Origin of the sequence: Aliamphritea ceti (assembly GCF_024347215.1) — a bacterium.
Taxonomy (GTDB): Bacteria; Pseudomonadota; Gammaproteobacteria; order Pseudomonadales; family Balneatricaceae; genus Amphritea; species Amphritea ceti.
The window spans coordinates 1553921-1578701 of record NZ_AP025282.1 but is presented as its reverse complement, the minus strand read 5'-3'; the positions used below and the strand labels follow the sequence as shown (position 1 = coordinate 1578701).

At 47.3% G+C, this 24781-nt stretch carries 22 protein-coding genes and 1 tRNA gene; 16 read left to right on the top strand and 7 right to left on the bottom strand.

Translation table 11 applies throughout. The features are described from left to right. The first annotated feature begins 8 nt into the window (after nt 1–8). From rsxB to nth, 6 genes are all read left to right on the top strand, one after another. Nucleotides 9–614, top strand: coding sequence for an electron transport complex subunit RsxB (rsxB, locus tag OCU49_RS07225; protein ID WP_261844308.1), 606 nt, complete (start codon nt 9–11; stop codon nt 612–614). Then, nucleotides 611–3883, top strand: coding sequence for an electron transport complex subunit RsxC (rsxC, locus tag OCU49_RS07220; RefSeq protein WP_261844307.1), 3273 nt, complete (start codon nt 611–613; stop codon nt 3881–3883). The genes rsxB and rsxC overlap by 4 nt, the downstream gene beginning before the upstream one ends. Nucleotides 3884–3888: 5 nt before the next feature. After that, nucleotides 3889–4944, top strand: coding sequence for an electron transport complex subunit RsxD (gene rsxD / locus OCU49_RS07215; RefSeq protein ID WP_261844306.1), 1056 nt, complete (start codon nt 3889–3891; stop codon nt 4942–4944). Beyond that, nucleotides 4944–5609: an electron transport complex subunit RsxG gene (gene rsxG, locus OCU49_RS07210; RefSeq protein WP_261844305.1), complete on the top strand. Its 666-nt coding sequence runs from the start codon at nt 4944–4946 to the stop codon at nt 5607–5609. Before rsxD ends, rsxG begins: the two co-directional genes overlap by 1 nt. Further along, nucleotides 5609–6319: an electron transport complex subunit E gene (locus OCU49_RS07205; RefSeq protein ID WP_261844304.1), complete on the top strand. Its 711-nt coding sequence runs from the start codon at nt 5609–5611 to the stop codon at nt 6317–6319. Before rsxG ends, OCU49_RS07205 begins: the two co-directional genes overlap by 1 nt. Nucleotides 6320–6524: 205 nt before the next feature. Beyond that, nucleotides 6525–7160, top strand: a complete 636-nt coding sequence (nth, locus tag OCU49_RS07200; RefSeq protein WP_261844303.1) for an endonuclease III — start codon at nt 6525–6527, stop codon at nt 7158–7160. Between the two features lie 844 nt (nt 7161–8004). Here nth and yfaE read toward each other — a convergent pair. The 3 genes from yfaE to nrdA form a co-directional block, all read right to left on the bottom strand. After that, a complete protein-coding gene (gene yfaE, locus OCU49_RS07195) occupies nt 8005–8271 on the bottom strand; it encodes a class I ribonucleotide reductase maintenance protein YfaE (protein ID WP_261844302.1) in 267 nt (88 codons plus the stop codon). Nucleotides 8272–8281: 10 nt separating this feature from the next. Then, complete coding sequence (nrdB, locus tag OCU49_RS07190) at nt 8282–9412, bottom strand: class Ia ribonucleoside-diphosphate reductase subunit beta (protein WP_261844301.1); 1131 nt, start codon at nt 9410–9412, stop codon at nt 8282–8284. Nucleotides 9413–9552: 140 nt separating this feature from the next. Further along, the gene (gene nrdA / locus OCU49_RS07185) at nt 9553–11814 is read right to left on the bottom strand and encodes a class 1a ribonucleoside-diphosphate reductase subunit alpha (RefSeq protein ID WP_261845204.1); all 2262 of its coding nucleotides are present in this window, start codon (nt 11812–11814) and stop codon (nt 9553–9555) included. Nucleotides 11815–12279: 465 nt separating this feature from the next. Between nrdA and OCU49_RS07180 the strand changes: the two genes are divergently transcribed. From OCU49_RS07180 to OCU49_RS07160, 5 genes are all read left to right on the top strand, one after another. Beyond that, a tRNA-Tyr gene (locus OCU49_RS07180) sits at nt 12280–12363 on the top strand. A 144-nt stretch (nt 12364–12507) separates the two neighbouring features. Beyond that, nucleotides 12508–12756 (top strand): TIGR02647 family protein, encoded by a 249-nt coding sequence (locus OCU49_RS07175; RefSeq protein WP_261844300.1) that lies wholly within the window; start codon nt 12508–12510, stop codon nt 12754–12756. A gap of 84 nt (nt 12757–12840) precedes the next feature. Continuing rightward, entirely contained in the window at nt 12841–13506 is a 666-nt protein-coding gene (locus OCU49_RS07170) for a TIGR02466 family protein (protein WP_261844299.1), read from the top strand. A gap of 127 nt (nt 13507–13633) precedes the next feature. Then, nucleotides 13634–14149 carry a disulfide bond formation protein B gene (locus tag OCU49_RS07165; protein ID WP_261844298.1) on the top strand — a complete coding sequence of 172 codons (516 nt, stop codon included), beginning with the start codon at nt 13634–13636 and terminating at the stop codon, nt 14147–14149. 142 nt (nt 14150–14291) lie between these two features. Next, on the top strand, nt 14292–14504 hold the full coding sequence (locus OCU49_RS07160; protein WP_261844297.1) for a DUF2788 domain-containing protein: 213 nt from the start codon (nt 14292–14294) through the stop codon (nt 14502–14504). A gap of 100 nt (nt 14505–14604) precedes the next feature. Here the strand turns inward: OCU49_RS07160 and OCU49_RS07155 are convergent, their stop codons facing one another. Continuing rightward, on the bottom strand, nt 14605–15135 hold the full coding sequence (locus OCU49_RS07155; protein WP_261844296.1) for a HugZ family pyridoxamine 5'-phosphate oxidase: 531 nt from the start codon (nt 15133–15135) through the stop codon (nt 14605–14607). A 198-nt stretch (nt 15136–15333) separates the two neighbouring features. On the opposite strand from OCU49_RS07155, the gene kdsA reads away from it, so the two are divergent. The 3 genes from kdsA to OCU49_RS07140 all read left to right on the top strand — a co-directional run bounded on the left by kdsA (nt 15334) and on the right by OCU49_RS07140 (nt 19918). Next, a complete protein-coding gene (kdsA, locus tag OCU49_RS07150; protein WP_261844295.1) occupies nt 15334–16179 on the top strand; it encodes a 3-deoxy-8-phosphooctulonate synthase in 846 nt (281 codons plus the stop codon). Nucleotides 16180–16444: 265 nt separating this feature from the next. Then, complete coding sequence (locus tag OCU49_RS07145; protein WP_261844294.1) at nt 16445–18514, top strand: SUMF1/EgtB/PvdO family nonheme iron enzyme; 2070 nt, start codon at nt 16445–16447, stop codon at nt 18512–18514. Nucleotides 18515–18517: 3 nt separating this feature from the next. Beyond that, nucleotides 18518–19918 (top strand): DUF4139 domain-containing protein, encoded by a 1401-nt coding sequence (locus tag OCU49_RS07140; protein WP_261844293.1) that lies wholly within the window; start codon nt 18518–18520, stop codon nt 19916–19918. Here the strand turns inward: OCU49_RS07140 and OCU49_RS07135 are convergent. Continuing rightward, nucleotides 19915–20388, bottom strand: a complete 474-nt coding sequence (locus tag OCU49_RS07135) for a tetratricopeptide repeat protein (protein WP_261844292.1) — start codon at nt 20386–20388, stop codon at nt 19915–19917. The genes OCU49_RS07140 and OCU49_RS07135 overlap by 4 nt on opposite strands. Nucleotides 20389–20560: 172 nt before the next feature. Between OCU49_RS07135 and cysK the strand changes: the two genes are divergently transcribed. Both cysK and OCU49_RS07125 read left to right on the top strand, forming a co-directional pair. Beyond that, nucleotides 20561–21529: a cysteine synthase A gene (cysK, locus tag OCU49_RS07130; protein WP_261844291.1), complete on the top strand. Its 969-nt coding sequence runs from the start codon at nt 20561–20563 to the stop codon at nt 21527–21529. A gap of 313 nt (nt 21530–21842) precedes the next feature. After that, nucleotides 21843–22826 (top strand): sensor domain-containing diguanylate cyclase, encoded by a 984-nt coding sequence (locus OCU49_RS07125; protein WP_261844290.1) that lies wholly within the window; start codon nt 21843–21845, stop codon nt 22824–22826. A 70-nt stretch (nt 22827–22896) separates the two neighbouring features. On the opposite strand, the gene OCU49_RS07120 is transcribed toward OCU49_RS07125, so the two are convergent. Then, nucleotides 22897–23865 carry a Dyp-type peroxidase gene (locus OCU49_RS07120; RefSeq protein WP_261844289.1) on the bottom strand — a complete coding sequence of 323 codons (969 nt, stop codon included), beginning with the start codon at nt 23863–23865 and terminating at the stop codon, nt 22897–22899. Between the two features lie 61 nt (nt 23866–23926). Next, a complete protein-coding gene (locus OCU49_RS07115; RefSeq protein WP_261844288.1) occupies nt 23927–24757 on the bottom strand; it encodes a sulfurtransferase in 831 nt (276 codons plus the stop codon). Nucleotides 24758–24781 lie beyond the last annotated feature (24 nt).

Here is a 24781-nt window from a genome sequence, read left to right as displayed (position 1 = left end):
GAATTATCATGAGCGCAATATTAATCGCCATTCTTGTTCTGCTGGGTCTGGGGCTGATCTTTGGCATCCTGCTTGGCTACTCATCTATTCGCTTTAAAGTCGAAGGTAACCCACTGGTTGAACAGGTCGACGGCCTACTTCCACAAACCCAGTGCGGCCAGTGTGGCCACCCGGGCTGCCGCCCTTACGCGGAAGCAATTGTTAACGGCGAAGCAATCAACAAATGCCCTCCGGGCGGCCAGAGCACAATTGAAGCACTGGCAGACCTGCTCGACGTAGAAGCTGTTCCGCTTGACTCTGAACACGGCGAAGAACAGATCAAATCCATCGCCTATATCCGCGAAGATGAATGTATAGGTTGCACCAAATGCATCCAGGCCTGCCCTGTTGATGCCATTTTGGGTGCAGCCAAACAAATGCACACTGTAATAACTTCCGAATGTACTGGCTGCGACCTTTGTGTCGAACCATGCCCTGTTGACTGTATTGATATGTTGCCAATTGAAACAACCCTGAATACCTGGCAGTGGAATATGCCAAAACAAGGTATCGATCTGATTGCCACCGACCTGCGCCCTGGCGTGAGCCAAATTCCGGCGGAGGGCAAACTATGACAGCTCAGGTTCACAGCTTTCACGGCGGCATTCACCCACCAGAAAATAAACGCCAGTCCACCGGCGGCAGCATTATTTGCGCACCAGTACCTTCTCGGGTTGTTCTGCCATTGCAGCAGCATATAGGTCTGCCAGCAGATCCGTTAGTTAAGGTCGGTGATAAGGTATTGAAAGGCCAGACCGTTGCTGAGGCAATCGGCCGCATCAGCGCCAATATACATGCCTCAACGTCCGGCACAGTTACCGCCATAGAAGCACACCCAGTCCCTCATATGTCAGGAATGATGGCAGAATGCATCATCATTGAAGCGGACGGTGAAGATAAGTGGACTGAACACCAGGGGCTGGATGACTATCAGCAGTTACCAAAACCGGAACTGATTGAGTTTATTCGCCAGGCAGGAGTCGCCGGCATGGGCGGTGCAGGCTTCCCTACTGACGTCAAATTGCACCTGGGTGATGACCACATCGTCAATACCCTGATCATCAATGCAGCAGAGTGCGAGCCTTATATAACCGCTGATGACATGCTGATGCGTGAACGGGCAGATAAAATTCTCGGCGGCATTGAAATCATCGCTCACCTGTTAAAACCTCTGCACATTATTGTCGGCATTGAGGACAACAAACCACAGGCCATTCGATCACTGCGTGAAGCATTCGACAGCAGCGAACTGAATCTGGACATCATAAGTGTACCGACAAAATACCCATCAGGTGGCGAAAAACAGCTCATCAAGCTGTTAACCGGTGTAGAAGTTACAAGCGGAAGAATTCCTGCTGATGTCGGTATCGTCTGTCAGAACGTAGGCACAACAACCGCTGTTTATGATGCAGTTATCCATGGCAAGCCTCTGGTATCCCGGGTTATCACCATTACCGGTGAAGCAGTAGCTCGTCCGCAAAATATTGAAGCGCATATTGGCACCCCTTTCGCCGACCTGCTTGAATTTTGCGGCCTGAACGAACAGCATCTGGCCCGCCTGATTGTTGGCGGCCCTATGATGGGACTGACCATTGAGAACCCACAAATTCCAATGATCAAAACCAGCAACTGCCTGATAGCCGGCAGCCGCAACGAGTTTCCGGCCCAACCACCAGCACAAGCGTGTATTCGCTGCGGCATGTGCGAGCAGGTATGCCCGGTTGAACTACTGCCTCAGCAACTACACTGGTTTGCTAAAGGCCGTGAATTCGAGAAAGCCAAGCACCATAACTTGTTCGACTGTATCGAATGCGGCGCCTGTTCATATGTATGCCCAAGCAACATTCCATTGGTGCAATACTATCGTTTCGCTAAAGGTGAAATCCGCAAAGAGGACTCCGAACAGCGTAAAGCTGACCATGCCCGCCTGCGTTTTGAAGCTCGCCAGGCACGCCAGGAACAGGAACAGCTGGAAAAAGAATTACGCCGCAAAGCACGTGCCGAAGAAGCCGCTAAGAATCAGGCAGCTAAACGTGACGCCGTCATTACGAAACAAGCCAGCACTGCCGCGACAGAAAGCAGCGAGCCTGACCTTAAACAGCTGAAAACCAACGCTGCAGTTGCCCGCACTAAACTAAAGAAAGCAGAAAAAGCACTAAGCAACGCTCAGTCAAAAGGGCTGGACGGCGTAGATGCATTACAAGAAACAGTTACCCTGTTACAAGCTAAGTCCGACGCAGCAGCACAAGCTTACGAGCAGGCGCAGCAAGCACCCGCAGCACCTGCCGCCCCAGTGCTTGACATTAAACAACTGAAAACCAATGCAGCAATAGCGCGCACTAAGCTCAAGAAAGCTGAGAAACAGCTAGCGACAGCACAGGAAAATGGCGCTGATAATATTGCTGAACTGGAAGCCGATTTAAAAGCTCTAACTGAAAAGTCAGCCAGTGCTGAAGCAGCATTTAAAGCTGCTGAATCCGGGGGCACGCAACCAGCGACTGCGACTAGCGCACCAGCCTTCAGCCAGGCGCAGCTTGATGACCTGAAAGCGGCTATCGATGCGATGCAAGGCAAAGTAGACAAAGCCAGAGCCGCTTATGAAAAAGCCGCTGCTTCTGACAGCCCCGCCGCTCCCAAAATGGCCGACGGCGTGACTAAACTGGAAGGCAAACTTAAAGACGCTGAAACAGAATACCAACAGGCATTACAAGCCAACCTGACCAGCACTGTTTCAGCAGCACCTGCTGCACCGGCATTTAGCCAGGCACAGCTTGATGACCTGAAAGCAGATGTTGATGCCATGCAAGGCAAGGTTAATAAGGCTAAAGCTGCTTATGAAAAAGCCGCTGCTTCTGACAGCCCCGCCGCTCCAAAAATGGCTGACGGCGTGACTAAGCTGGAAAGTAAGTTAAAAGACGCTGAAGCAGAATACCAACAGGCACTGCAGTCTAACCAGACGAGTACTGCATCAACAGCGCCTGCATTCAGCCAGGCACAACTTGATGACCTGAAAGCAGATGTTGATGCCATGCAAAGCAAAGTCAACAAAGCTAAAGCAGCTTATGAAAAAGCCGCTGCTTCAGACAGTCCCGCGGCTCCAAAAATGGCTGACGGTGTGATCAAGCTGGAAGGTAAACTTAAAGACGCTGAAACAGGATACCAACAGGCATTGCAGGCTAACCAGGCTAGCACTGTATCAGCAGCTCCTGCTGCACCGGCATTTAGCCAGGCACAGCTCGATGACCTGAAGACAGACGTTGATGCCATGCAAGGCAAGGTCAACAAAGCCAAAGCCGCTTACGAAAAAGCGGTAGCTTCTGACAGCCCCGCCGCCCCAAAAATGGCTGACGGCGTCGCCAAGCTCGAAAGCAAGCTAAAAGACCTGCAAGACGAATATCAAAAAGCATCAGGAGCCTCTCAGCAAGCAGTACCAGAGATCAATAATATTGCTATTGAAAAACCTGATGCCAAAGCGCTTAAGCAACAAGTATCTATCATGCGCACTAAGCTGAAAAAAGCTGAAAAAGCACTCAGTGAAGCTGACGGTGATGATAGCCTTGAAAGATTGCAACAGGACGTTACCAACCTGACAGCTCGTTATGAACAGGCCCAGTCGGAGCTGTCGACCCTGGAAGCGGAACAAAACGCTGCAGCAGCGGCCGAAGGCATCGACCTGAAACAACTGAAAATTGATGCTGCATTAGCCCGTGCTGCCATTACCAAAGCAGAGCGCGCGCTTAGCAAAGCCGAAGCAGCAGAGCAGGAAAGCCTGCAACAAGATTTACTTGCCGTTGAGCAAAAAGCAGCTGAACTCAATTCAACCCTGGAACGTTTTTCTAAGTAACCATTATGGCTTTAATCAGAATTACCTCTCCTCACACACATCGCCCCGGCAACACAGGTGATGTAATGCGCACAGTTATCCTGGCAACCTTGCCAGGTCTGGCTGCAATGACCTTCTTTTTCGGCTGGGGCAGCCTGGTTCAGGTTGTTTGGGGTTGCTTACTGGCGGTTGGTTTTGAGGCCGCTATCATTAAATTACGCAACCGTCCGGTCAGCTTCTATCTGCAGGATTACAGCGCCGTAGTAACCGCCGTACTGCTTGGTCTGGCAATCCCTCCATTCGCTCCATGGTGGGTGATGTTTGTCGGCATCCTGTTTGCAATCGCCATTGCGAAGCATATGTATGGTGGAATGGGCAGCAACCCTTTCAACCCGGCAATGGCTGCTTATGCTTTACTACTGGTGTCTTTTCCGGTGCCGATGACCAGTTGGAGCGCACCTTTTGTTATGGCTGGCGAAGGCTGGAACATCATTAGCTTCATAGATACCCTACAGCTTATTTTCGCAGGCATTCAACCAGCGCTATACGATGTCTTATCCATGGCAACTCCTCTGGACGTAATGAAGCACCGCGGTGGCTTCACTACCGAAGAAATGTGGTACCAGAGTGCACTTTTAGCCGATGGTATCGGCGCCTGGCATGCAGTTAGCGCAGCATATGTGATGGGTGGCATATTCCTGCTCTACCGTAAGATTTTCACCTGGCACGCCCCGGTAGCAATGCTTGGCACACTGGCCCTGGTATCAACATTGTTCTTCCTGATTGATCCGGATAACTATCCGGATCCGTTCTTCCACCTGACAACAGGTGCAACGATGCTGGCCGCCTTCTTCATTATTACTGATCCGGTTACCTCCTGTACCAGTAATAAGGGCAAGCTCTGGTTCGCTGCCGGTATCGGTTTACTTATATTTATCATTCGCAGCTGGGGTAACTACCCTGACGCTGTCGCTTTCGCTGTATTGCTTATGAATCTTAGTGCGCCTTTTATCGACCAATATACCCAACCGCGGACTTACGGCCACGCTAAAGCCAAACGCGGCATGAAGGGAAGCAACTAATGGAAATGTTCACTGCGATCCGCAACAGCGCTGTAGGACTGGGTATTTTTGCCGTTGTTACAGCTGGCGCAATTGCTCTGACTCAGGTATCCACTGAACAGCGCATAGCCGACAATATCGAAGCTCAGCAAGCAAAAGCACTCTATGAAATAGTGCCAGAAAGCAGTATTGATAATGACATGCTCAGCGACACTGTAATTATCGAAGATGCTGATCTGACAGGCCTAGCACAAGCCACTGCTTTTCGCGCCCGCCGCAAAGGCCAGGTAGAAACAGTCATCATGCCTGTCATTGCTCCAGACGGCTATACCGGTGCCATATCACTGATTGTAGGCATCAACCGTGACGAAACTCTGGCCGGCGTTCGGGTACTTGCACACAAAGAAACCCCGGGACTGGGCGATAAAGTCGAACTTAAAAAGTCTGACTGGGTGTTAAGCTTTAACGGCCAGCAATATAATGGCGATAATGATACAAACTGGGCAGTTAAAAAAGACGGCGGCCGCTTCGATCAGTTTACCGGCGCGACAATTACCCCACGGGCAATAGTTAACGCAACCGCTGCTGCTATTCACTATTTCCGCGAACACAAAACAGCACTGCTGGACAATCCTCAACCGCAGGATTCCCAGGCAGCGACCAATGCATCTACGGGAGCAGAATAATGGCGACCGATTATCAGAAAATCACTCTGGACGGACTCTGGACGAATAACCCGGCTCTGGTTCAGTTACTCGGTCTCTGCCCTCTGCTAGCCGTTACCGGTACTGTGGTGAATGCTCTCGGACTGGGCATTGCCAGTATTTTAGTATTAATAGGTTCAAACCTGACGATCTCCATGTTCCGTCACTTTGTCCCTGATTCAGTACGTTTACCGGTATTCGTGATGGTTATTGCCTCCTTCGTAACCTGTATCGAACTGCTCATGCAAGCCTTTACCTATGAGCTGTACACGATCCTGGGCATCTTCATTCCATTGATTGTCACCAACTGTGCCATCATGGGCAGAGCTGACGCGTTCGCCTGTAAAAACCCTGTAGGCGCCTCCTTGTTGGACGGCGTAATGATGGGACTGGGCTTTACTCTGGTACTGGTACTGCTCGGCGCCATGCGGGAAATACTTGGCCTTGGCACCCTGTTTGCTGATATGCACCTGCTTTTCGGCCCAATGGCAGAAAACTGGAAAATCACACTGGTCGATGACTACAGTGGCTTTCTATTCGCTATTTTACCGCCTGGAGCCTTTGTCGGCATGGGCCTGATTATCGCGGTTAAAAACATCGTTGATCAGCGTCTGGAAGAACGTCGCAAGCAACAGCCAAAAGCGCCATCCGAAGGGCCTAAGCGCGCCCGAATCACAGGTAACATCAGCTAGGTCAAACGTAATAGCCATTCCAGAATCTAAAACTTCTGAAAATTAAATGCCGGCTATACGCCGGCATTTTTCATATATACCAAAAGTCAGAATAATACTCACAAGAATCACGCCGCTCAGCAGCACACAGGACACAAAAGCCTCTTCTAATACAGGCGCTGGGCCATTAAGATAAGCACCACGAGCCAAGCCAACAGCCAGAATAATGAATAAAACCAAACGCCAAGAAATATTTACCCGTCTGCGTGCCGACAACCCAAACCCAGTCACAGAACTTGAATTCAGTAGCCCCTTCGAACTGCTGGTAGCTGTAGCTCTATCAGCTCAGGCAACCGACGTCAGCGTTAATAAAGCAACACGCAAGCTCTTTCCTGTGGCTAACACGCCAGAAGCTATCTACGCCCTAGGTGTAGACGGTCTCAAGGAATACATAAAAACCATCGGCCTGTACAATTCAAAAGCAGAGAACGTCATAAAAGCCTGCAAGCTACTTATTGATAAGCATAACTCTGTTGTACCTGAAAACCGTGAAGACCTCGAAGAACTGCCAGGAGTCGGTCGAAAAACCGCCAATGTTGTACTTAATACAGCCTTCAGGCAAATCGCGATGGCAGTAGATACACATATCTTCCGTGTCTCTAACCGTACTAAAATCGCACCAGGAAAAAACGTAAACGAAGTAGAGCAAAAGCTGCTGAAATTTGTACCTGACGAATTTCTGATGGACGCCCATCACTGGCTGATCTTACATGGTCGTTATGTGTGTACCGCCCGTAAGCCAAAATGTAATAGCTGCATGATCGAAGATCTGTGCGAATTCAAAGATAAAACAGAACTCTGAATAAAGGTTAACACTCCTCTTTCAACCATTACTCAATCTCTTCTTATAGCCTGACTGGCATAGTCATTTACTGCTACCGTCAGGCTCGCCAGCCTTCGCTGAGGCTATCAATTAACATATCCGCCTAATGATCAAAGGCCCACAACATAAGCCTATAAATCACTGCTAAACCAGCTACAGCAATCAGTGCTTTAACTTCTGAAATACATCTAAAATCAAACGGGAAGTTACCCCCACATTCTGTGGATAACTCTGTTTACAACTATTGGACACCCTTCTGAAAGGCCCGTAAACAAAGGCTTTGTTACAGATCGGTCATATTTAACACAAAACATTTTAGTCTAATAAATTCAATAACTTACGACCAAACAATCATTAAAACCAATAATTAACTAAACAGCCATTCAAGAAAAAAAACCTTGACAGACAACTGTGGACTTTAAATTTATCAGTTAAAATAACAGCGCTATTTCCCTGATCAAATAACAACCAATTTTCATGCCAGTTCCACTTTATAATCCTATTCTTCTGAAAACCAGCAAGCTACTCAAACATTGGATTAGCAACACACTTAACCGACCTGGCAATCAAAAAAAACCAAAACTCTCGCAACCCCTTACATGCCGAGATATTCCTGACACCTTTAGCTATACAATCCATTAACAACTCAAAGCTTGGCTTCATTGATACACAAAATTCAAACAAAACTGTTACTAATAATTTACAGTAGAAAAACGGCAAGGGGACTTTTTACAGACACCAATACATCCGTGCCAGACGATTACACAAATACACTAAGCGGAAAGCAGATATAAAAACGGGAAGGAAACGGAAGCGCTGCTGATCAGTCTTCCGGAAGCTCAATCTCAATATGCCCGACAGGCTTACAACAGCATGTCAGGATCTCATCGCCAACGGTATCAAACAGCGCATCCTGCACTTGTTCAACCTCACCGTCCAACAAACGGACTTTACAGGTACCGCAATATCCGCCGCGACAATTATACGGCGCAGGAATTTCCTGCGCCTCTAAAGCATCCAGTAACGAAAATTCATACTGGTAGAAAAACGTACCGTGGTTATTAACCTTAATCCTTGGAATACCACTCATGACTTAGCCCTTAAAGATCAAAATCATCGAAGTCACTGTCATTAACTTCGTTATCGATTGCACCCACTAAATAGGAGCTTATTTCAGCTTCTTGTGGTGCAACCTGTACGTTATCACTCACTAACCATGCGTTCATCCATGGCAATGGATTCTGGCTGGACGGGAAAATCTCCTCCAGACCGACCGCTTTCATTCTGACGTTAGTAATATATTCAACGTAATCACGCAGAATTTGCGCATTCAGACCGATCATCGAGCCACCACTGAACAGATAGTCTGCCCAGTCTTTTTCCTGCTCAGCTGCTTCACGGAAGATCTCTACAACCTCATCGTGGCATTCAGCCGCAATCTTCTTAAAATCCGGATCATCAGCCCCGGACGAAAGCACGTTGATCATGAACTGAGTACCTGTCAGATGTAACGCCTCATCACGCGCAATCAGCTTGATGATCTTAGCGTTACCTTCCATGATCGCCCGCTCAGCAAAAGCGAATGAACATGCAAAGCTGACATAGAAACGAATAGCTTCCAGTACGTTCACAGATACAATCGTCAGATACAGCTTCTTCTTCAGATTATATAAGGTGGTATCAAACAACTTACCATCAACGGTATGACGACCCTCACCCTGTATCAAATAGATATTTGTCAGCTCAATCAACTCATCATATAAACGGGTGACACTTTGAGCCCGCTTAACAATTTCCTCATTGGTAACGATTTCGTCAAACACTTCGGACGGCTCATTCATAATATTACGAATGATGTGCGTGTAAGAACGGCTGTGAATCGTCTCACTGAACGACCATGTTTCAAGCCAGGTCTCTAACTCAGGCAAGGAAACAATAGGCAGAAATGCAATATTAGGCGAACGCCCCTGAACACTGTCCAGCAAAGTCTGATACTTCAGATTGCTCAGAAAGATATGCTTCTCGTGCTCAGGCATACCCATAAAATCTTTACGGTCAGTGGATAAATCCACTTCTTCCGGCCGCCAAAAAAAAGACAGCTGCTTTTCTATCAACTTTTCAAAGATCGGATACTTCTGCTTATCATAACGTGCAACGTTAACGTTGTGGCCGAAGAACATCGGCTCTTTAGTGCTGTCATTAAAGGTCGGATCAAAAGTTGAATATAGCATCTGGTATCTTAAAGTTATCGCGAGCTTGGGATCATCACGCCGGAAAAGAGACACCGGCAATATTCATACCTCCACCTAAGCTTATCGCCAGATGAAGATATATGGCCAACCGGAATATCTACCGGTTGGCCAGCGGGCAATTAAAGCTTACAAGCACCGCTTTCACAACCCATATCATCATGCTGATCGGTCGCACCATCACGGGTGTTATGATAATAAAGCGTCTTAACGCCGTACTTATAAGCCGTCAGCAGATCTTTCAGCAACAATTTCATCGGCACTTTATCGCCAGGGAAGTTGGAAGGATCGTAGTTGGTGTTTGCCGAAATAGACTGATCAACAAACTTTTGCATGATACCTGTCAACTGCAGATAACCGTCATTACTTGGGATATCCCATAGCAACTCGTAGTCATCCTTAAGTTCAGAGTACTCAGGTACAACTTGCTTCATTACACCATCTTTACTCGCTTTCACACTTACATAACCCCGTGGCGGCTCAATACCGTTAGTAGAGTTAGTAATCTGAGACGAAGTTTCACATGGCATCAGCGCTGTCAGTGTACTGTTACGCAGACCAAACTCACGAATATCAGTCCGCAGCGTCTCCCAGAAATAGTGAAGCGGTTCTTCACAGAAATCATCCACGTCACGCTTATAGGTATCGATTGGCAGCAAGCCTTTCGAATAAGTTGTTTCATTAAACTTAGAACAGGCGCCTAACTCTTTAGCCAGTTCATTCGAGGCTTTCAGCAAGTAATACTGAATAGCTTCAAATGTTTTGTGTACCAGACCATTCGCAGAACCATCTGAATAACGCACACCATTTTTAGCCAGGTAATATGCAAAGTTAGTAACACCAACGCCCAGCGTACGACGGCTCAGCGAAGCCTGACGTGCAGCCTCAATTGGATAATCCTGATAGTCCAGCAGACTATCCAGCGCCCGGGTAATCAGATCAGCAAGATTTTCCAGCTCATCCAAATTCTCTATTGCACCCAGGTTAAATGCAGACAGCGTACAAAGTGCAATTTCACCCTTGTCATCATTAACATCAGTCAGCGGTTTAGTTGGCAGTGCAATTTCCAGACACAGGTTAGATTGCTTAACCGGCGCGACTGCAGGATCAAACGGGCTGTGTGTATTACAGTGATCAACGTTTTGAATGTAGATACGACCTGTTGAGGCACGTTCAGACGCCAGCAAACCAAATAGCTCAACCGCTTTAATCGTTTGCTTGCGGATAGAGTCGTCCTGCTCGTACTTCACATAAAGACGCTCAAACTCGTCCTGATCAGCAAAGAACGCATCGTACAAACCTGGTACTTCGTGCGGGCTGAACAAAGTAATATTCTGACCTTTGATGAGACGCTGGTACATCAGCTTATTCAGCTGTACACCGTAATCCAGATGACGAACCCGGTTTTCTTCCACACCACGGTTGTTCTTCAGTACCAGCAGCGATTCAACTTCTAAATGCCAGATTGGGTAGAACAGCGTTGCCGCACCACCACGTACACCACCCTGAGAACAGGACTTAACCGCCGTTTGGAAGTGCTTATAGAAAGGAATACAGCCAGTATGGAATGCTTCACCCTGACGAATAGGGCTACCCAAAGCACGGATACGGCCAGCGTTAATACCAATACCGGCCCGCTGACTGACATACTTAACAATGGCACTGGCTGTTGCGTTAATAGAATCCAGAGAATCGTCTGACTCAATCAGGACACAAGAACTGAATTGACGGGTTGGTGTACGAACACCTGCCATAATAGGTGTCGGCAACGACAGCTTAAACAGTGAACAGGCATCATAGAAGCGTTTCACATAATCCAGTCGGCTCGCCTGCGGATATCCTGCGAACAGACATGCAGCAACCAGCATATAAAGAATCTGTGGGCTTTCAAAAATTTCACCTGTTACCCGGTTCTGTACCAGGTACTTACCTTCCAGCTGCTTAACGGCAACATAGCTGAAGTTCATATCACGACTGTGATCAAGGTAATCATTCAGCTCGTTAAATTCAGCTTCAGAATAGTCTTCCAGCAAGTGCTTGTCGTAACGCTGATTATCAACCATCTTAGCGACATGCGTCATAAGATGTGGCGGCTCATAACTTCCGAAGGCACGTTTACGCAAATGAAAGATAGCCAGTCGCGCGGCCAGATACTGGTAATCCGGCGCATCTTCAGAAATAAGGTCGGCAGCAGACTTAATAAGCGTTTCGTGAATATCCGCTGTCTTCATGCCTTCATAGAACTGTATGTGTGCTTTCAGTTCGACTTGTGATACCGAAACATTCTGCAATCCCTCTGCCGCCCAGATTACGACGCGGTGAATTTTTTCCAGGTCGATCTTTTCCTTTCGACCATCTCTTTTGGTAACCATCAAGTCCTGCATTACGCGCTTCCCACCAATGAATAAACTGAAATCGACTTTGCCGTCACTGCTGCAGAACCACATGTTCGGCAACAATTAGCCCGGACTGTACAAAATCCAAACAAAACAGACCCTTAATAAAGAAGTAAATAACACTATATATAGTGCAGGGTCATACAGCAGACACCCAATATAGATATTAAGACGTTAAATTCAATATTGATTTTGATTTCTTATAGGTGTAGCCAGATAAGAACCAAACCCATTAACACCTAGCAATCCCACTGGTTACAAGACCTCCGGCGTGACAGTTAAACTAATGGCGTGTTTCAAAAAATTTTATATGGCATCTGTAAGTTTCATAGTAAATATCTATTGGAGTTTTTCTCTGTCTTTGGCATTCCAAAAGCTTAAATTTTTTTACGTTTTTTATGTTTTTGTTGTTTACAAAGCGCCTCCATACACATAAGATTCACGCCCTCTTCTGGTGGGGTTCCCGAGTGGCCAAAGGGATCAGACTGTAAATCTGACGCGCAAGCTTCGGTGGTTCGAATCCACCTCCCACCACCATTTTCTTTTCAGAAAATGTTTCACAATCAAATACATTTCTTCTGTTTATTTTTCTCTGACTGTGCCAGAGTTGATCCATGCCGGTGTTGTAAACTTTTCTACCGGTATAATCACTTGAAGCATACCCGTATAAGGAAAGTCACTATGCCTTGTAATCATGAGATTGCCGAAGAGATTAATATGCTGATCCGTTTCAGCCAGACCAGCACCCTCCAAGGTATAAAAGTACACGCCAACGCCGATAATGAAGTTATTGATGCCACCACGCGGCTATTCGATAAAGGTCTGATTTCTCAACAGGACGGTGGTTATCTCACACCACTTGGGCATGAAGCAGCTGACCAGGCACACAGCTTGTTAAATATTCTCACACCACCTAAACCTGCAGCCTGATACGACTATCTACTGCAATACCCTGCTGCAACACTCAGTTGCAGCATCTGCTTTAATACTACCTGATCGAAGCTAAGGACCGTAATGAGCGACGAGCCATTCCTGATTGAAGATATGAATGTCTGGGAAACACGTATGTTCAGCGTGAACTACCCGGAACACAGTAAAAATCGTCAAGCACTGTTAGAAGCGATTGAAAAAATTCGCCTGAAGCAGGACGAAGCTATTGCCAGTTATGTCGCCCCAACGGCCAAACATGCTTTATATGAAAGCAGCCTCGATCTACTCGATCAGCCAGATGCGGCACTCAGCGATCTGAAAGAATTTCTTGAAGACCTGCTAACGACAGTCGCTTACGCCGTCAATGAAAATTTCTGGCCTGAAGACGCTCAGGCACAAGCCAGCATTGTAGAGTCCTGGTTTCATGTGACAGAAAACGGTGGTTATCACGACACTCACTCACACCCGAACTGTTCCTGGTGTGGCATTTACTACCTGCAGGCAGGAGAAAGCGATATTCAGCAACGTAATGGTGTCAATCGTTTCTACGACCCCCGCCATGGTGCTGATCAGTATCTGGACGCCGGTACTGCTTACCTGAATGCAGCAGGCACCTGGGACTTTGCCCCCCAGGAAGGCCAGATTGTTATTTTCCCATCATACCTGAAGCATGCCGCCATGCCTTATTTTGGCGCTCAGGCACGTATCGTAATGGCTTTTAACAGTCAGGTTAACTTTCTCGACAACTAATGCCTTTCAGATCTCCTCTGTTCCTGTATTCGGACAGAGGGGAATATTCTGTTTAAGCCATTGATTGAACTTTCTTTTTCACTTAGCCTCACAACAATTGAATCAGGGACTCACAGGTATTCTAAATATGTTGCACTATGCTGCCGCACTCGGAAAACACGCCGGCTTCTGGCTGACCATTATTCTTGTTGGTTGTGTACTTGAAGGAGTAGCCCTGTTTTATCAATACGTTCTGGACTATGGCCCCTGCGTACTCTGTGTACATATACGCATCTGGGTGCTGGCCATCATAGCTCTGGCAATACTGGCGCTATGCCTGCGCCGCTACAGGATTCCAAATTTACTATTGCAGATACTCAGCCTGGGCGCTATGGCAGGATTACTTGAACGCTCCTGGATGGTTTTTGCAGTAGAACGCAACCTAATAGAAAGCAGCTGTAAAATGTCTACCGGACTACCAGACTGGTTTGCACTCGACAAATGGTTCCCGGTCGTTTTCGAACCCTGGGAGCTGTGTGGTTATACACCAGACTTATTACTCGGCATAACTATGGCAGAAGGTCTGTTACTCATCAGCCTTGTAGCCACTGTCGTTATGGCGACAGCCCTCATCGGTAGCCTTAAGCATCCCAATGCAGAATAGCCTCTGATACAAATAGCCTTAGGTTAGCGAAAGCTTTCACCTTAGATTCAATCGCTGTACAATCGCGATCAATTTTTGAACAGGCCCGACTGGTACTCTTTAGCCGGGCTGACTCCAATCCGTTATCCTTAAGAGGTGTACTGTGCGTCTGGCAGAGATTGAAGGCATCATGATGAACGTAGGCATTGCGGTATTCGCAGCCTTTATTTTCTTCATCATTTACGATTTGGCAAAAAAATCTAACGCCGGAAAATTCGGCACTGTGATTTTATTTTTTGCTTTAGGCTTAGGCCTGGCAGCATTTTTAATTAAAACCGTAGCCGTTTATATGATTGAAGGTGGCGGCTCAGCCTGATCCGGGCTGACCTTTTAACTAGACATTCTGAGCGTTTATACCTAAACGCTCAGCTTTTTCACCATCCTTTCCAATGTAACAATACTTATTTCAACAAATCTTACTTCTGCAAATCATCCGGGCCAACATGGTGCAAACTGAAGCTTGTCGGATCAATATCGTAAGCCTTACCAAAACCAACGACATACCGACCACTCACCGGCTGTAAAGCAAACAGACGAAAGTCACTCAGGCCTTTCAGTACACCAACAGTTGGTCCGAATGCCTTTTCCAGCTCTGCCAGTGCGGGCTCAAATGCTTCTGCTTCCCTCTCAACCTGACCTGCCCGGCACACAAAAGTCGCCCGACGCCTGGCAAAAGGATTACGGTTACCTTCTTCATCTTCAATGAACATAACCGAAGTGCTTTCACTGCGCATTAAGTTACGGGTATGCGCTGCCAGCTCACTGATGAAAATATAAAATACACCGTCACGCCAGATAAAAGGTGCGTAGCTTATATCTGGCCAGACATCTTCAGGTGAGTCCCCTGCCAGACTGCTCGCCTTGAGGCTACTTAACATCAGAGACTGACGCTGTTTCATAAATATCTGGCATTCCTGCGCCAGCAAAGTCAGATCCGTTTCGCTCATTTAGAAGCTTCCGTATTGTCTTGCAATGATGTCTCTAATATACCGCAAAGCCGCTGGCTAGCGTATACTGATGCCAATTTTAGCAGCCTGCTATACAACCTCTTAAATGCGCCAGATATGAGCTATAAATATGTAGGCTCTATGCGCTTAAGGTATAAGCTTTTCAGGCTCTCGCGACACTATTAAGGAATAACTAGGATGCAACAGAAAATCGTTAAAGCCGGTAATATCGAGATCAGCAACGAAGCTCCAATGGTACTTTTTGGTGGCATGAACGTACTGGAATCCCGGGATTTGGCCATGCGTATTGCTGAACACTATGTGGAAGTCACACAGAAACTTGGTATCCCTTACGTTTTTAAAGCTTCTTTTGATAAAGCAAACCGTTCATCCCTGACATCATTCCGTGGGCCCGGCCTGGATGAAGGCCTGAAAATACTTCAGGAAATAAAACAGACATTTAACGTACCTTTGATTACTGATGTACATGAGCCTCATCAGGCAGCACCTACTGCAGAAGTATGTGACATTATCCAACTACCGGCATTTCTTTCCCGCCAGACAGATCTGGTTGAAGCTATGGCCAAGACTGACGCTGTCATCAACATCAAAAAAGCTCAGTTTCTGGCTCCACAGGAAATGAAGCACATTCTGAATAAAGCTGAACAGGCAGGCAACGATCAACTAATCCTGTGTGAGCGGGGCAGCAGCTTTGGTTATAACAACCTGGTTGTGGATATGCTTGGCTTCTCTGTCATGAAAGAGTTTGGCTATCCAATCATGTTTGATGCAACTCACGCACTGCAAATGCCAGGTGGCCGAAGCGACAGCGCTGATGGGCGCCGGGCGCTGGTTGCACAGTTATCCCGTGCAGGTTTGGCTCAGGGAATCGCCGGACTCTTTTTAGAAGCACACCCAAATCCGATTGAAGCCAAGTGCGACGGTCCATGTGCACTGCCACTGGATAAGCTGGAACCTTACCTGCAACAAATGCAGGCAGTCGACCAACTGGTTAAAAGCTTTCCGCCACTAATTACTGAATAGCCTGACTGAGAGCTCTGCTTAAGAACCCTATTTAAGAGCCCTGTTTAAGGTCTCTACTAAAGATCTTGGCTTAAGATCTCTACTTAAAAGTCCGGCTAAACAGCTCTTCTCAAGCGGTTATCTCTCTTCTATCCACTAGAGAGATAACAGCCTGTTATACAAACCTTTTCCCGCTTTTGCGGCACATCGTTTCTACCCACTTCACTATACTTTACGCTTGTTCTATTATGGGCTAATCAATCATCAGGGATTAGGCCGATAATGTATGGTGGATTCGCAGCAAGCCCTTTATAACGGACTTAAAGCCGAACAGATAATCGGCCCGGATCATCATCCGTATAAACTGCTGACAGCCCTGAAACCCACGATACTTGGCCAGCTCTGGCAGGCAGAAGATCTTTCGACCAGCAGCAGCGCACTGGTCAGCCTGCAAATCATTGACCCAAAATTCAGTCGACATGCTGGCTTTCTTGATCACCTTAAAAAACAAGTCAGTCTCAGTAAACGGCTAAAGCATCAGTACCTGGCAGATCACTACGGTATTTTTAAGCATCGGGGTGGCCTGATATTAATTGCGACCGAACGTCTTGACGGCCTGACTCTTGCGCAGCTGTTACAAAGCGGAGCCCACAAAAAACTCAGCCTGAACCAAAAAGAAGGCTTACTTATTCAGCTGGCTCTGGCCCTGGATAGTATCCACGCGAAACTGGCCAGCCCGCACAGAAGCCTTAGCCCAGATATGGTATTCGTCAATCGTCAGGGAGGCGTCCGGCTCATTGGTTACAATCTGGCAGATAGTCTTGAATGTATCAGCGACCAGCTAAAAGCCCCTGCCAGCTATCTTGCTTACCAGGCACCGGAATGTTTTCACCCTGAGCCCTTAACTCCCAGAGCCGATATATACGCCTATGCAGCAATCATTTATCAGTTGCTCAGCGGTAAAGCGCCATTCAGGGCACAGGACAACGAAGCCAGCCGGGTACGTATCGAACTTAAGCCGCTGAAAATGCTGACAGCTACCCAGTGGCAAGCCTTACAAAGCGCGTTTTCAACTGACCCGGATGAACGTCCGGCAACCGCCTCGAAACTTATTCAGAGCATCCTTCAGGAAGAAACGGAAGAACCGCTGCCAAATATCAGCAAGCCGAAGACCTCTGACCAGACATCTGCTGTTGATACATTTAATGATGACAACTCTGTAGAACAAAACTCTTCGCAAACCAGTTTTCGTAACAGGCTAACTGGACTCATGGGCTGGCGCCCTAGTCGTCCACAGATAATAGGCTTGGGGATTTTCACTGCTGGCATGCTGATTGGTGCCGTAGCAACTGCAGCTATATTAATGCTGCAGCAAATGCGCACCAACATCACGCTAACCACTAGCCTTGCTGAAATTGAAAGCCTGAGAAATCAGCTGGAGCAACAGACAGCAGAACAGCAAAATTCAGATAACAACTTCCAGTCTCAGATAGATGCCCTTAAAGACAGCCTGGTAGCGCGTACAGATGAAGTAACCTCACTGGAAGCACAACTACTTAAAGCTAAGTACCCTGACGCTGATGCAAAAACGCTGTTCACTGACCAGTTAACCGGAGGTTTCAAAGGACCACAAATGGTCATCATTCCCCGTGGCAGATTCTTGATGGGTGATCAGCAGCTTATCGGGGATGACAATGAACTTCCCAGCCATGAAGTAAATATTGGTTATAAATTCGCATTGGCGCGCAACGAAATCACTTTCAGTGATTATGATTATTATGCACAGTCTACCGGCCAGCCTTTGCCAGACGATAACGGCTGGGGTCGGGGCAACCGCCCGGTTATCAACATCACCTGGCAACAAGCCAAAGCGTATACTCAGTGGCTGGCAAAAATTACCGGCCAGCCGTACCGGCTACCTACCGAAGCTGAATGGGAATACGTTGCCCGTGCAGGCTCAGAGAGTAACTATTGGTGGGGACAGAAACTGGAACCGGAACGCGCCGTTTGCGGTGAATGCGGCAGTCCGTGGGACGGTAAACAAACCGCGCCTGTTGGCAGCTTCCCTGCCAATTCATGGGGGATTCATGACATGAGCGGTAACGTCGACGAATGGGTGGAAGACTGCTATCAGGACTCCTATATCGGTGCACCGGTCAATGGCGATGCCCGCCGCGACGGTAGCTGTGAATTCCGGGTTATGCGCGGTGGCTCCTGGTTCGACATAGGCCGGGTCATTCGCTCTTCCAGCCGCTATCGCCATCCGGCCAACGCCAGTAAAAATAGCTGGGGCTTCCGGGTTGCCCTGAACTTACCGGAAGATACACCGGACGTATCAACGCCTAACGAGGAATAATTTATGCAGAAGCTATTTACCGGTGTCGTCACTGTACTCGCCCCGGCACTATCACTCGCCGCTGGCATCAGCATAGATGCCAGCCAGCAACAGTCGTTAACTGTCACTTTATATAATAACGACCTGGGACTGGTCAGAGACATTCGTCAGTTACCCAGCATCCCTGCCGGCGAAAGCCTGTCCATAAAAGATGTCAGTCATCAGATGATGAGTGAAACGCTACGTCTGGAAAATGCCGGCGAAGTTCTGGAACAGAACTTAAACACCAATCTAATCAGCACTCATGCCCTGCTGCAACACTACATCGGCAAAGATTTACAGTTAGCACGTACAAACCTGGCAACAGGTCAGGAATCACGAATCTCCGCCCGCTTGCTCAGCTATGAAGGTCAGACAGCCACAATTAGTAACGCCGGCGCAATCGAAAGCGTGCCGGTAAACAGCAACGGCTGGCGCTTTATTTTCCCTTCTCTACCTGCGGGCATGCAGTCCAAACCCAGCTTAGAAATTACTACCCAGGGCAGCAAAGCTAACAGCGAGGCTATTCTCACTTACCTGACACGGGGCCTAAGCTGGCAAATGGATTACGCCATGACACTTAACCAGCAAGGCAACCAGCTCAGTTTGGATGGACTTGCCACGCTGAATAACCAGACCGGGGTGGATTTTAACAACAGCAAAATCCTGCTAATGGCCGGTCAAATTAACCAGCCTCCTTCTAACCATCGCTTTAAACAGGAACGCGGAATGATGGCAATGGCCATGTCCGACGGAATGGACAGCGGACAACCGCAACAGCTGCAAGATTATCAGCTGTATAAGTTGCCACAAACTACTAATCTGCAAACCGGCCAGACTAAACAGGTCAATCTGATTAGCTCAGATCAGGTCAAAACAGAAAAGACTTACCGCTACCGGTTCCCGGTATATCCAGGACTGGATCACAACGAATATCAGGAAAAACCAAATATCGAACTGAGCTTTAAAAACTCTGCCAGCAGCAATCTTGGATTCCCGTTACCGGCAGGTAACGCGCGGGTATTCAGTCCGGATAACGACGCACAGCTGCAGTTCATTGGCAGCGCCAGGGTCGAACATACCGCAGCAGGCGAAACTGTCAGGCTACCAATAGGCAAAGCATTTGATATCAGCATAAAACGTCAGCAAAGTGACTTCGAGAAAATCTTTAACGGCCACAAAATGGCTCAAAAACTGGAAATTCGTAACAGCCGGAACACAGCTGCTAAAGTGAAGTTAAATGCAGATTTTTCACAAGACTGGAAAATAGAAAGCAGTAGCCATACTTATACTAAATCAGCAGCAGGACAGGCTCAGTGGATTATCGACATCCCGGCAAAAGGATTGGAAACGGTTAACTTCAGCGTACAACTAATGCAGCCTTAACTGCAAAACCGAGATTGTTGTTGCTTCCAAAACGCCAGCTGCTGGGGATCTGCCAGCTGGTGTAACCCTCCGTATTCATATACTTCTATTAAGCGTTTAATCGCCAACACGTGCCCTTTCTCTCCCGCCTGACAATAAAACTGCAGCGCTTTATCAGCATCCTCTCCAATCACAGGATAGCCTTGTTCAAAAAGCCGGGCTATCTGATAAGCTGCTTTCGTATCTCCCTGCTCAGCAGCTCTGCGTAGATAAATAGCTCCCTGAATTTTGTTGCTCTCATCCTCACCGCGGTAATGCAATAAATGTCCATATACTGACAATGCTTTAGTACTGCCGTTATCTGCTGCAACACGAAATAACTTCATCACTAAATGATGCCTAGCCCGGGAAGATTTGAATATTGAACTGCGAAACAGGCTAAACGCCAGCCAGCCCAGCAAAGGCGCTAAAAACTTCATCACTAAACGCATAATTATTTCTCTGGATAAATCGGAGCACAACAAATCAAACCAATTTTATTTCAGGCTGACTAAGTAATACATCTATATTTATCTTGCGTTAGCTATGGCTCTGCGCTTAAATCGAAAAGTTATAGAAGTTATTTTTTTTATTACTTATCCAATGAAATCAGGACATCCCTCCATGAACAGCTTCAGTGATAATTCTCTATCGATTGGTAACACTCCACTTGTACGCCTGGGAAAAATTGCACCACAGGCCAACATTTACGCCAAAATAGAAAGCCGTAACCCGGCGGGATCAGTAAAATGTCGAATCGGCGCCAACATGGTATGGGCGGCAGAACAGGATGGCCGTCTTAAACCGGGCATGACACTTATTGAACCAACCAGCGGTAATACAGGTATTGCTCTGGCATTCGTTGCTGCGTCACGGGGCTATAAGCTGGTTCTTACTATGCCTTCCTCAATGAGTATTGAACGTCGTAAACTGATGAAAGCACTGGGCGCAGAAATCGTTCTGACTGAACCACCAAAGGGCATGAAGGGCGCAATCGCCAAAGCGGAAGAACTAGTCGCTGAAAATCCAGACAGCTACCTGATGCTCCAGCAGTTTGAAAACCCGGCCAACCCTGAGATTCACGAAAAAACCACCGGACCTGAAATCTGGCGCGACACTGAAGGACAAGTCGATATTCTGGTTGCAGGTGTCGGCACTGGCGGAACTATTAGTGGTACCTCCCGCTATATCAAACAAACAGAAGGCAAAGCGATTCATTCTGTTGCGGTTGAGCCAACAGATTCACCGATCATTTCGCAAACTCTGAATAATGAAGAACTGCAGCCTGCCCCACACAAAATCCAGGGCATTGGTGCTGGCTTTGTACCTAAAAACCTCGACCTTTCACTGGTAGATGAAGTCGCCCAGATCAGCAACGATGAAGCCATTGAAATGGCACGCCAGTTAATGATTAAAGAAGGCATTCTGGCAGGTATTTCATGCGGTGCCGCACTGGCAGCAGCGGTGAAGCAAGCAGAGAAACCTGAAAACCAGGGGAAAAACATTGTGGTTATCCTGCCTGATTCAGGTGAGCGCTACCTCTCAACGGCCCTGTTCGAAGGCATGTTCAGCGATAATGAAAACGTACAGTAAGAATACCGCTTAATTTTGCTGTAACGATCAGACCTGCTATGCAGGTCTGGTTTTGCTCTTAATTCCTTCCTACTCCTCTCCACAAAATGACAACTATTGCTTGGTTTTTCAAACAAATCAGGTTGCGATTTTAAAACACAAAAACCATACTTTCTGTAATCATAAAGACATTTGATTAAGACTAAGGAATCAGGTCGCACACTATTCGCATTACCTGGTTTGCTGCTAGTCCTGCCAGGTAACCCGATTGAAACTGATACATCTGCCCGACTGATCTAAGCCGGCAGAATCAGCGATATAAAAGGTTAGGCAAATGATCGATACTCAGGCTTGTATTTCCCGTCACCCTCACCCAAACCTCGATCTGCAAAAATGGCAGATGACAGTAAACCTGATGGCAGAACTTTTTAATGCTGCCTGCGGTACTATTGTTCAGTTTCGTCAGCAGGAATTTAACGCTGTAGCCGCCAGTAATAATCAGGATAACTTCCTGCAACGTAACTCCAGCTGGCCCTGGGACATGAAAAGCTTTTGCCGACGAATAATGGAGACTGAAAAAAGCCTCTATGTCGATGATGCAGAGCTCAGTAATGAATGGCACAGCGCACCACCTGTATCAGAAGGCCTCGTACGTTCTTACTTAGGCTTACCTGTTAGCTGGCCTGACGGTTCTTTATTCGGCACCATTTGCGTCATTGATACCAAAACATCTGAATATAATCAGGTTCAGAAGCAGCTGTTAAAACAGTTTCGTGACATGATTAATGCCGATCTGCAGCTGCTCTTCGACTATGAAGAAATCAAATCACTGGCTATTACTGATGAGCTTACCCAGGTAAATAACCGTCGGGGGTTAAACCTGCTTGGAGATCAGCGGATTAAAGATGCCCGGCGCTTCAATCAGAATATCGGCATGGTATACCTTGATATTGATAATATGAAACAGCTGAATGATACAGAAGGACACCAGGCCGGAGACGCTTGCATAACAACTCTCGCCAACACCCTTAAAAACAGTTGCCGGGACAGCGATATTATAGCCCGGGTCGGAGGGGACGAATTTTTAGTCATGATGCTGGCAGATGACGAACAACATATTCAGAAATTCTGTCACCGCCTCGAATACCAATTCAGTACTGAATTAAAACAAAACCCAGAGTTTCAGTTTAACAGTCTGAGCTATGGTTACTGTTTTACAAACGATGCTGACAAAGCATGTATGGAAACGATGATTGATCTGGCAGATAAGCATATGTATGAAAATAAGCGTACCGGTAAGCCTCATCCCTCAGCCTGATCATCAGACTCTACAAGACAAAAAAATACCTGCAAACGCAGGTATTTTTAATCAGTCATCAGACAACCTTTCAGCTCTGCTTCCAACTTTCTAACAGCGCCAGACCTGGTGCAAAGAATGATTGCCCTGTCACTGCAGCTGTGTAATCCAACAGCTTATCGTATGCACCGCCTTCTTCCTCACCATGAAACATGCTTTCCAGCATTTTGGTAAAAGGCACTGCGGATGCACCAAAAGAGGCAAATAACAGGCCACGCTTAGTCAGATCACCATAAGGCATACTGTGACGCAGAATTTCAATAGACTTACCCGCGGCATCTTTTAAAGACGTTCGCTTGGTGTGCGCAAAGCTAGCTTTATCAGCGCCCGGGTATTCAATATTTTCAGCCTTAGTTCGGCCAATAATATCTTCCTGCTGCTTCACCACCAGCTGATTCCAGCGTAGTAAATCATGCTCATAACGCTGCAGATGAATATAACTACCACCGGCAAAGCGACCTTCAGCCACGACTGCTACATCAGCACGGTCATCGCCCTGAGGGTTTTCAGTACCATCAACAAATCCTGTCATATCCCGACTGTCGAGATAGCGGAACCCATGTACCTGTTCAACCAGCTCCAGGTGAGCTGCAAACAACGCATGTAAACGTGCCGCCATTTCATGATTCATATCGTGGCGGTTACTACGTATATGTAATAACAAATCAACTGGCGTAGACGGTGCGGTTAACTGCTCTCGCTGCTGTTGCGGGAAAGGCAGTAATTCTGCTGGCCGCTCATCAGCTTCAAATATTTCCCAGGCCTGCTCACCAACTGCAACAGTGACATGCAACTCTGTCGCAGCACCGGATTGTGACACGGTTTCTGCCAGCGTTTGGCCCAAACTTTTGGCTAACACCGGTACCTGCGCCAATAACTGCTTCAGGCGTGCGATATCAGCATTAGGTGCCAGGTTGTAAGTAATAAATAATGCATCACTGTTGGCTTCTGCAATGACACCTGACTGACAGTCTGTCTTGTTAGCACTTATTTCAGTCATACCTCACTCCTTTTCTGACTTGCCGGCAATTTATGGCTAACCGGCCGATCTTTCTGAATATTTATGCTGGCGGATGATACTTAAGCCATTCACTCCAGGACCCTGGATACACCCGGGAACCATTCAACCCTGCGATTTCCATTGCCAGCTGATTATGACAGGCAGTCACACCTGAACCACAGTAATGTATAACTTGCTCAGGTAACACATCAGCCAGTAAAGCTTGCCATTCGCTGCGTAAAAGCTCTGCAGACTTAAAGCAACCGTCACTCGTAAGGTTATCTTGCAAAGGACGGTTGAGTGCGCCAGGAATATGCCCGGCAACAGGATCTATCGGCTCCTGCTCACCGCGGTAACGCTCTGCATTACGGGCATCAACAAGACAAGTATCCGGAGCAAATTCAGCCACTTCTTTACGGTCAGCAAGCATGCTCTGATCATAGCTATTTAAGCGAACAGCTGTCGGCTGTGGCATAATAAACTCAGTCACAACCGGCGCAGAAGCCTCCAGCCAGGCTGGATATCCACCATCCAGCACAGCCACATCACGTAAACCTATCGCCTGTAATAACCACCAGGCACGGGCTGCCATCGCACCGCCGCAATCATCATATACCACTACCTGAATGTTCGGTCCTATAGCGGTGACTTCACAAAGTTCTGCAAACTTATCTAACGCCGGTAACGGATGCCGCCCAGTTTCGTCGCTCACTTGTGCAGCAAGATCTTTATTCAGATTCACATACAACGCACCAGGGATATGACTTGCCTGGTAAGCTTTACGCCCCTGATTGACATCCATCAGATTAAACCGGCAATCCCAGATAACCAAAGCACTGCCGCGTTCAATTTTTACTTTAAGCTCATCAACGCTGATCAAAGTCTGATGCATGCTGATTCTCCATAATCTCTGAAT

What these genes read in the sequence shown, in the direction of transcription:
- nth (WP_261844303.1), top strand. Translation starts at nt 6,525, where the DNA reads ATGAATAAAACCAAACGCCAAGAAATATTTACCCGTCTGCGTGCCGAC.
- yfaE (WP_261844302.1), bottom strand. Translation starts at nt 8,271, where the DNA reads ATGAGTGGTATTCCAAGGATTAAGGTTAATAACCACGGTACGTTTTTC.
- OCU49_RS07155 (WP_261844296.1), bottom strand. Translation starts at nt 15,135, where the DNA reads ATGAGCGAAACGGATCTGACTTTGCTGGCGCAGGAATGCCAGATATTT.
- OCU49_RS07165 (WP_261844298.1), top strand. Translation starts at nt 13,634, where the DNA reads ATGTTGCACTATGCTGCCGCACTCGGAAAACACGCCGGCTTCTGGCTG.
- rsxD (WP_261844306.1), top strand. Translation starts at nt 3,889, where the DNA reads ATGGCTTTAATCAGAATTACCTCTCCTCACACACATCGCCCCGGCAAC.
- rsxG (WP_261844305.1), top strand. Translation starts at nt 4,944, where the DNA reads ATGGAAATGTTCACTGCGATCCGCAACAGCGCTGTAGGACTGGGTATT.
- OCU49_RS07125 (WP_261844290.1), top strand. Translation starts at nt 21,843, where the DNA reads ATGATCGATACTCAGGCTTGTATTTCCCGTCACCCTCACCCAAACCTC.
- OCU49_RS07115 (WP_261844288.1), bottom strand. Translation starts at nt 24,757, where the DNA reads ATGCATCAGACTTTGATCAGCGTTGATGAGCTTAAAGTAAAAATTGAA.
- OCU49_RS07140 (WP_261844293.1), top strand. Translation starts at nt 18,518, where the DNA reads ATGCAGAAGCTATTTACCGGTGTCGTCACTGTACTCGCCCCGGCACTA.
- OCU49_RS07170 (WP_261844299.1), top strand. Translation starts at nt 12,841, where the DNA reads ATGAGCGACGAGCCATTCCTGATTGAAGATATGAATGTCTGGGAAACA.
- nrdB (WP_261844301.1), bottom strand. Translation starts at nt 9,412, where the DNA reads ATGCTATATTCAACTTTTGATCCGACCTTTAATGACAGCACTAAAGAG.
- rsxB (WP_261844308.1), top strand. Translation starts at nt 9, where the DNA reads ATGAGCGCAATATTAATCGCCATTCTTGTTCTGCTGGGTCTGGGGCTG.
- OCU49_RS07205 (WP_261844304.1), top strand. Translation starts at nt 5,609, where the DNA reads ATGGCGACCGATTATCAGAAAATCACTCTGGACGGACTCTGGACGAAT.
- OCU49_RS07145 (WP_261844294.1), top strand. Translation starts at nt 16,445, where the DNA reads ATGGTGGATTCGCAGCAAGCCCTTTATAACGGACTTAAAGCCGAACAG.
- cysK (WP_261844291.1), top strand. Translation starts at nt 20,561, where the DNA reads ATGAACAGCTTCAGTGATAATTCTCTATCGATTGGTAACACTCCACTT.
- nrdA (WP_261845204.1), bottom strand. Translation starts at nt 11,814, where the DNA reads ATGCAGGACTTGATGGTTACCAAAAGAGATGGTCGAAAGGAAAAGATC.
- kdsA (WP_261844295.1), top strand. Translation starts at nt 15,334, where the DNA reads ATGCAACAGAAAATCGTTAAAGCCGGTAATATCGAGATCAGCAACGAA.
- rsxC (WP_261844307.1), top strand. Translation starts at nt 611, where the DNA reads ATGACAGCTCAGGTTCACAGCTTTCACGGCGGCATTCACCCACCAGAA.
- OCU49_RS07135 (WP_261844292.1), bottom strand. Translation starts at nt 20,388, where the DNA reads ATGCGTTTAGTGATGAAGTTTTTAGCGCCTTTGCTGGGCTGGCTGGCG.
- OCU49_RS07175 (WP_261844300.1), top strand. Translation starts at nt 12,508, where the DNA reads ATGCCTTGTAATCATGAGATTGCCGAAGAGATTAATATGCTGATCCGT.
- OCU49_RS07120 (WP_261844289.1), bottom strand. Translation starts at nt 23,865, where the DNA reads ATGACTGAAATAAGTGCTAACAAGACAGACTGTCAGTCAGGTGTCATT.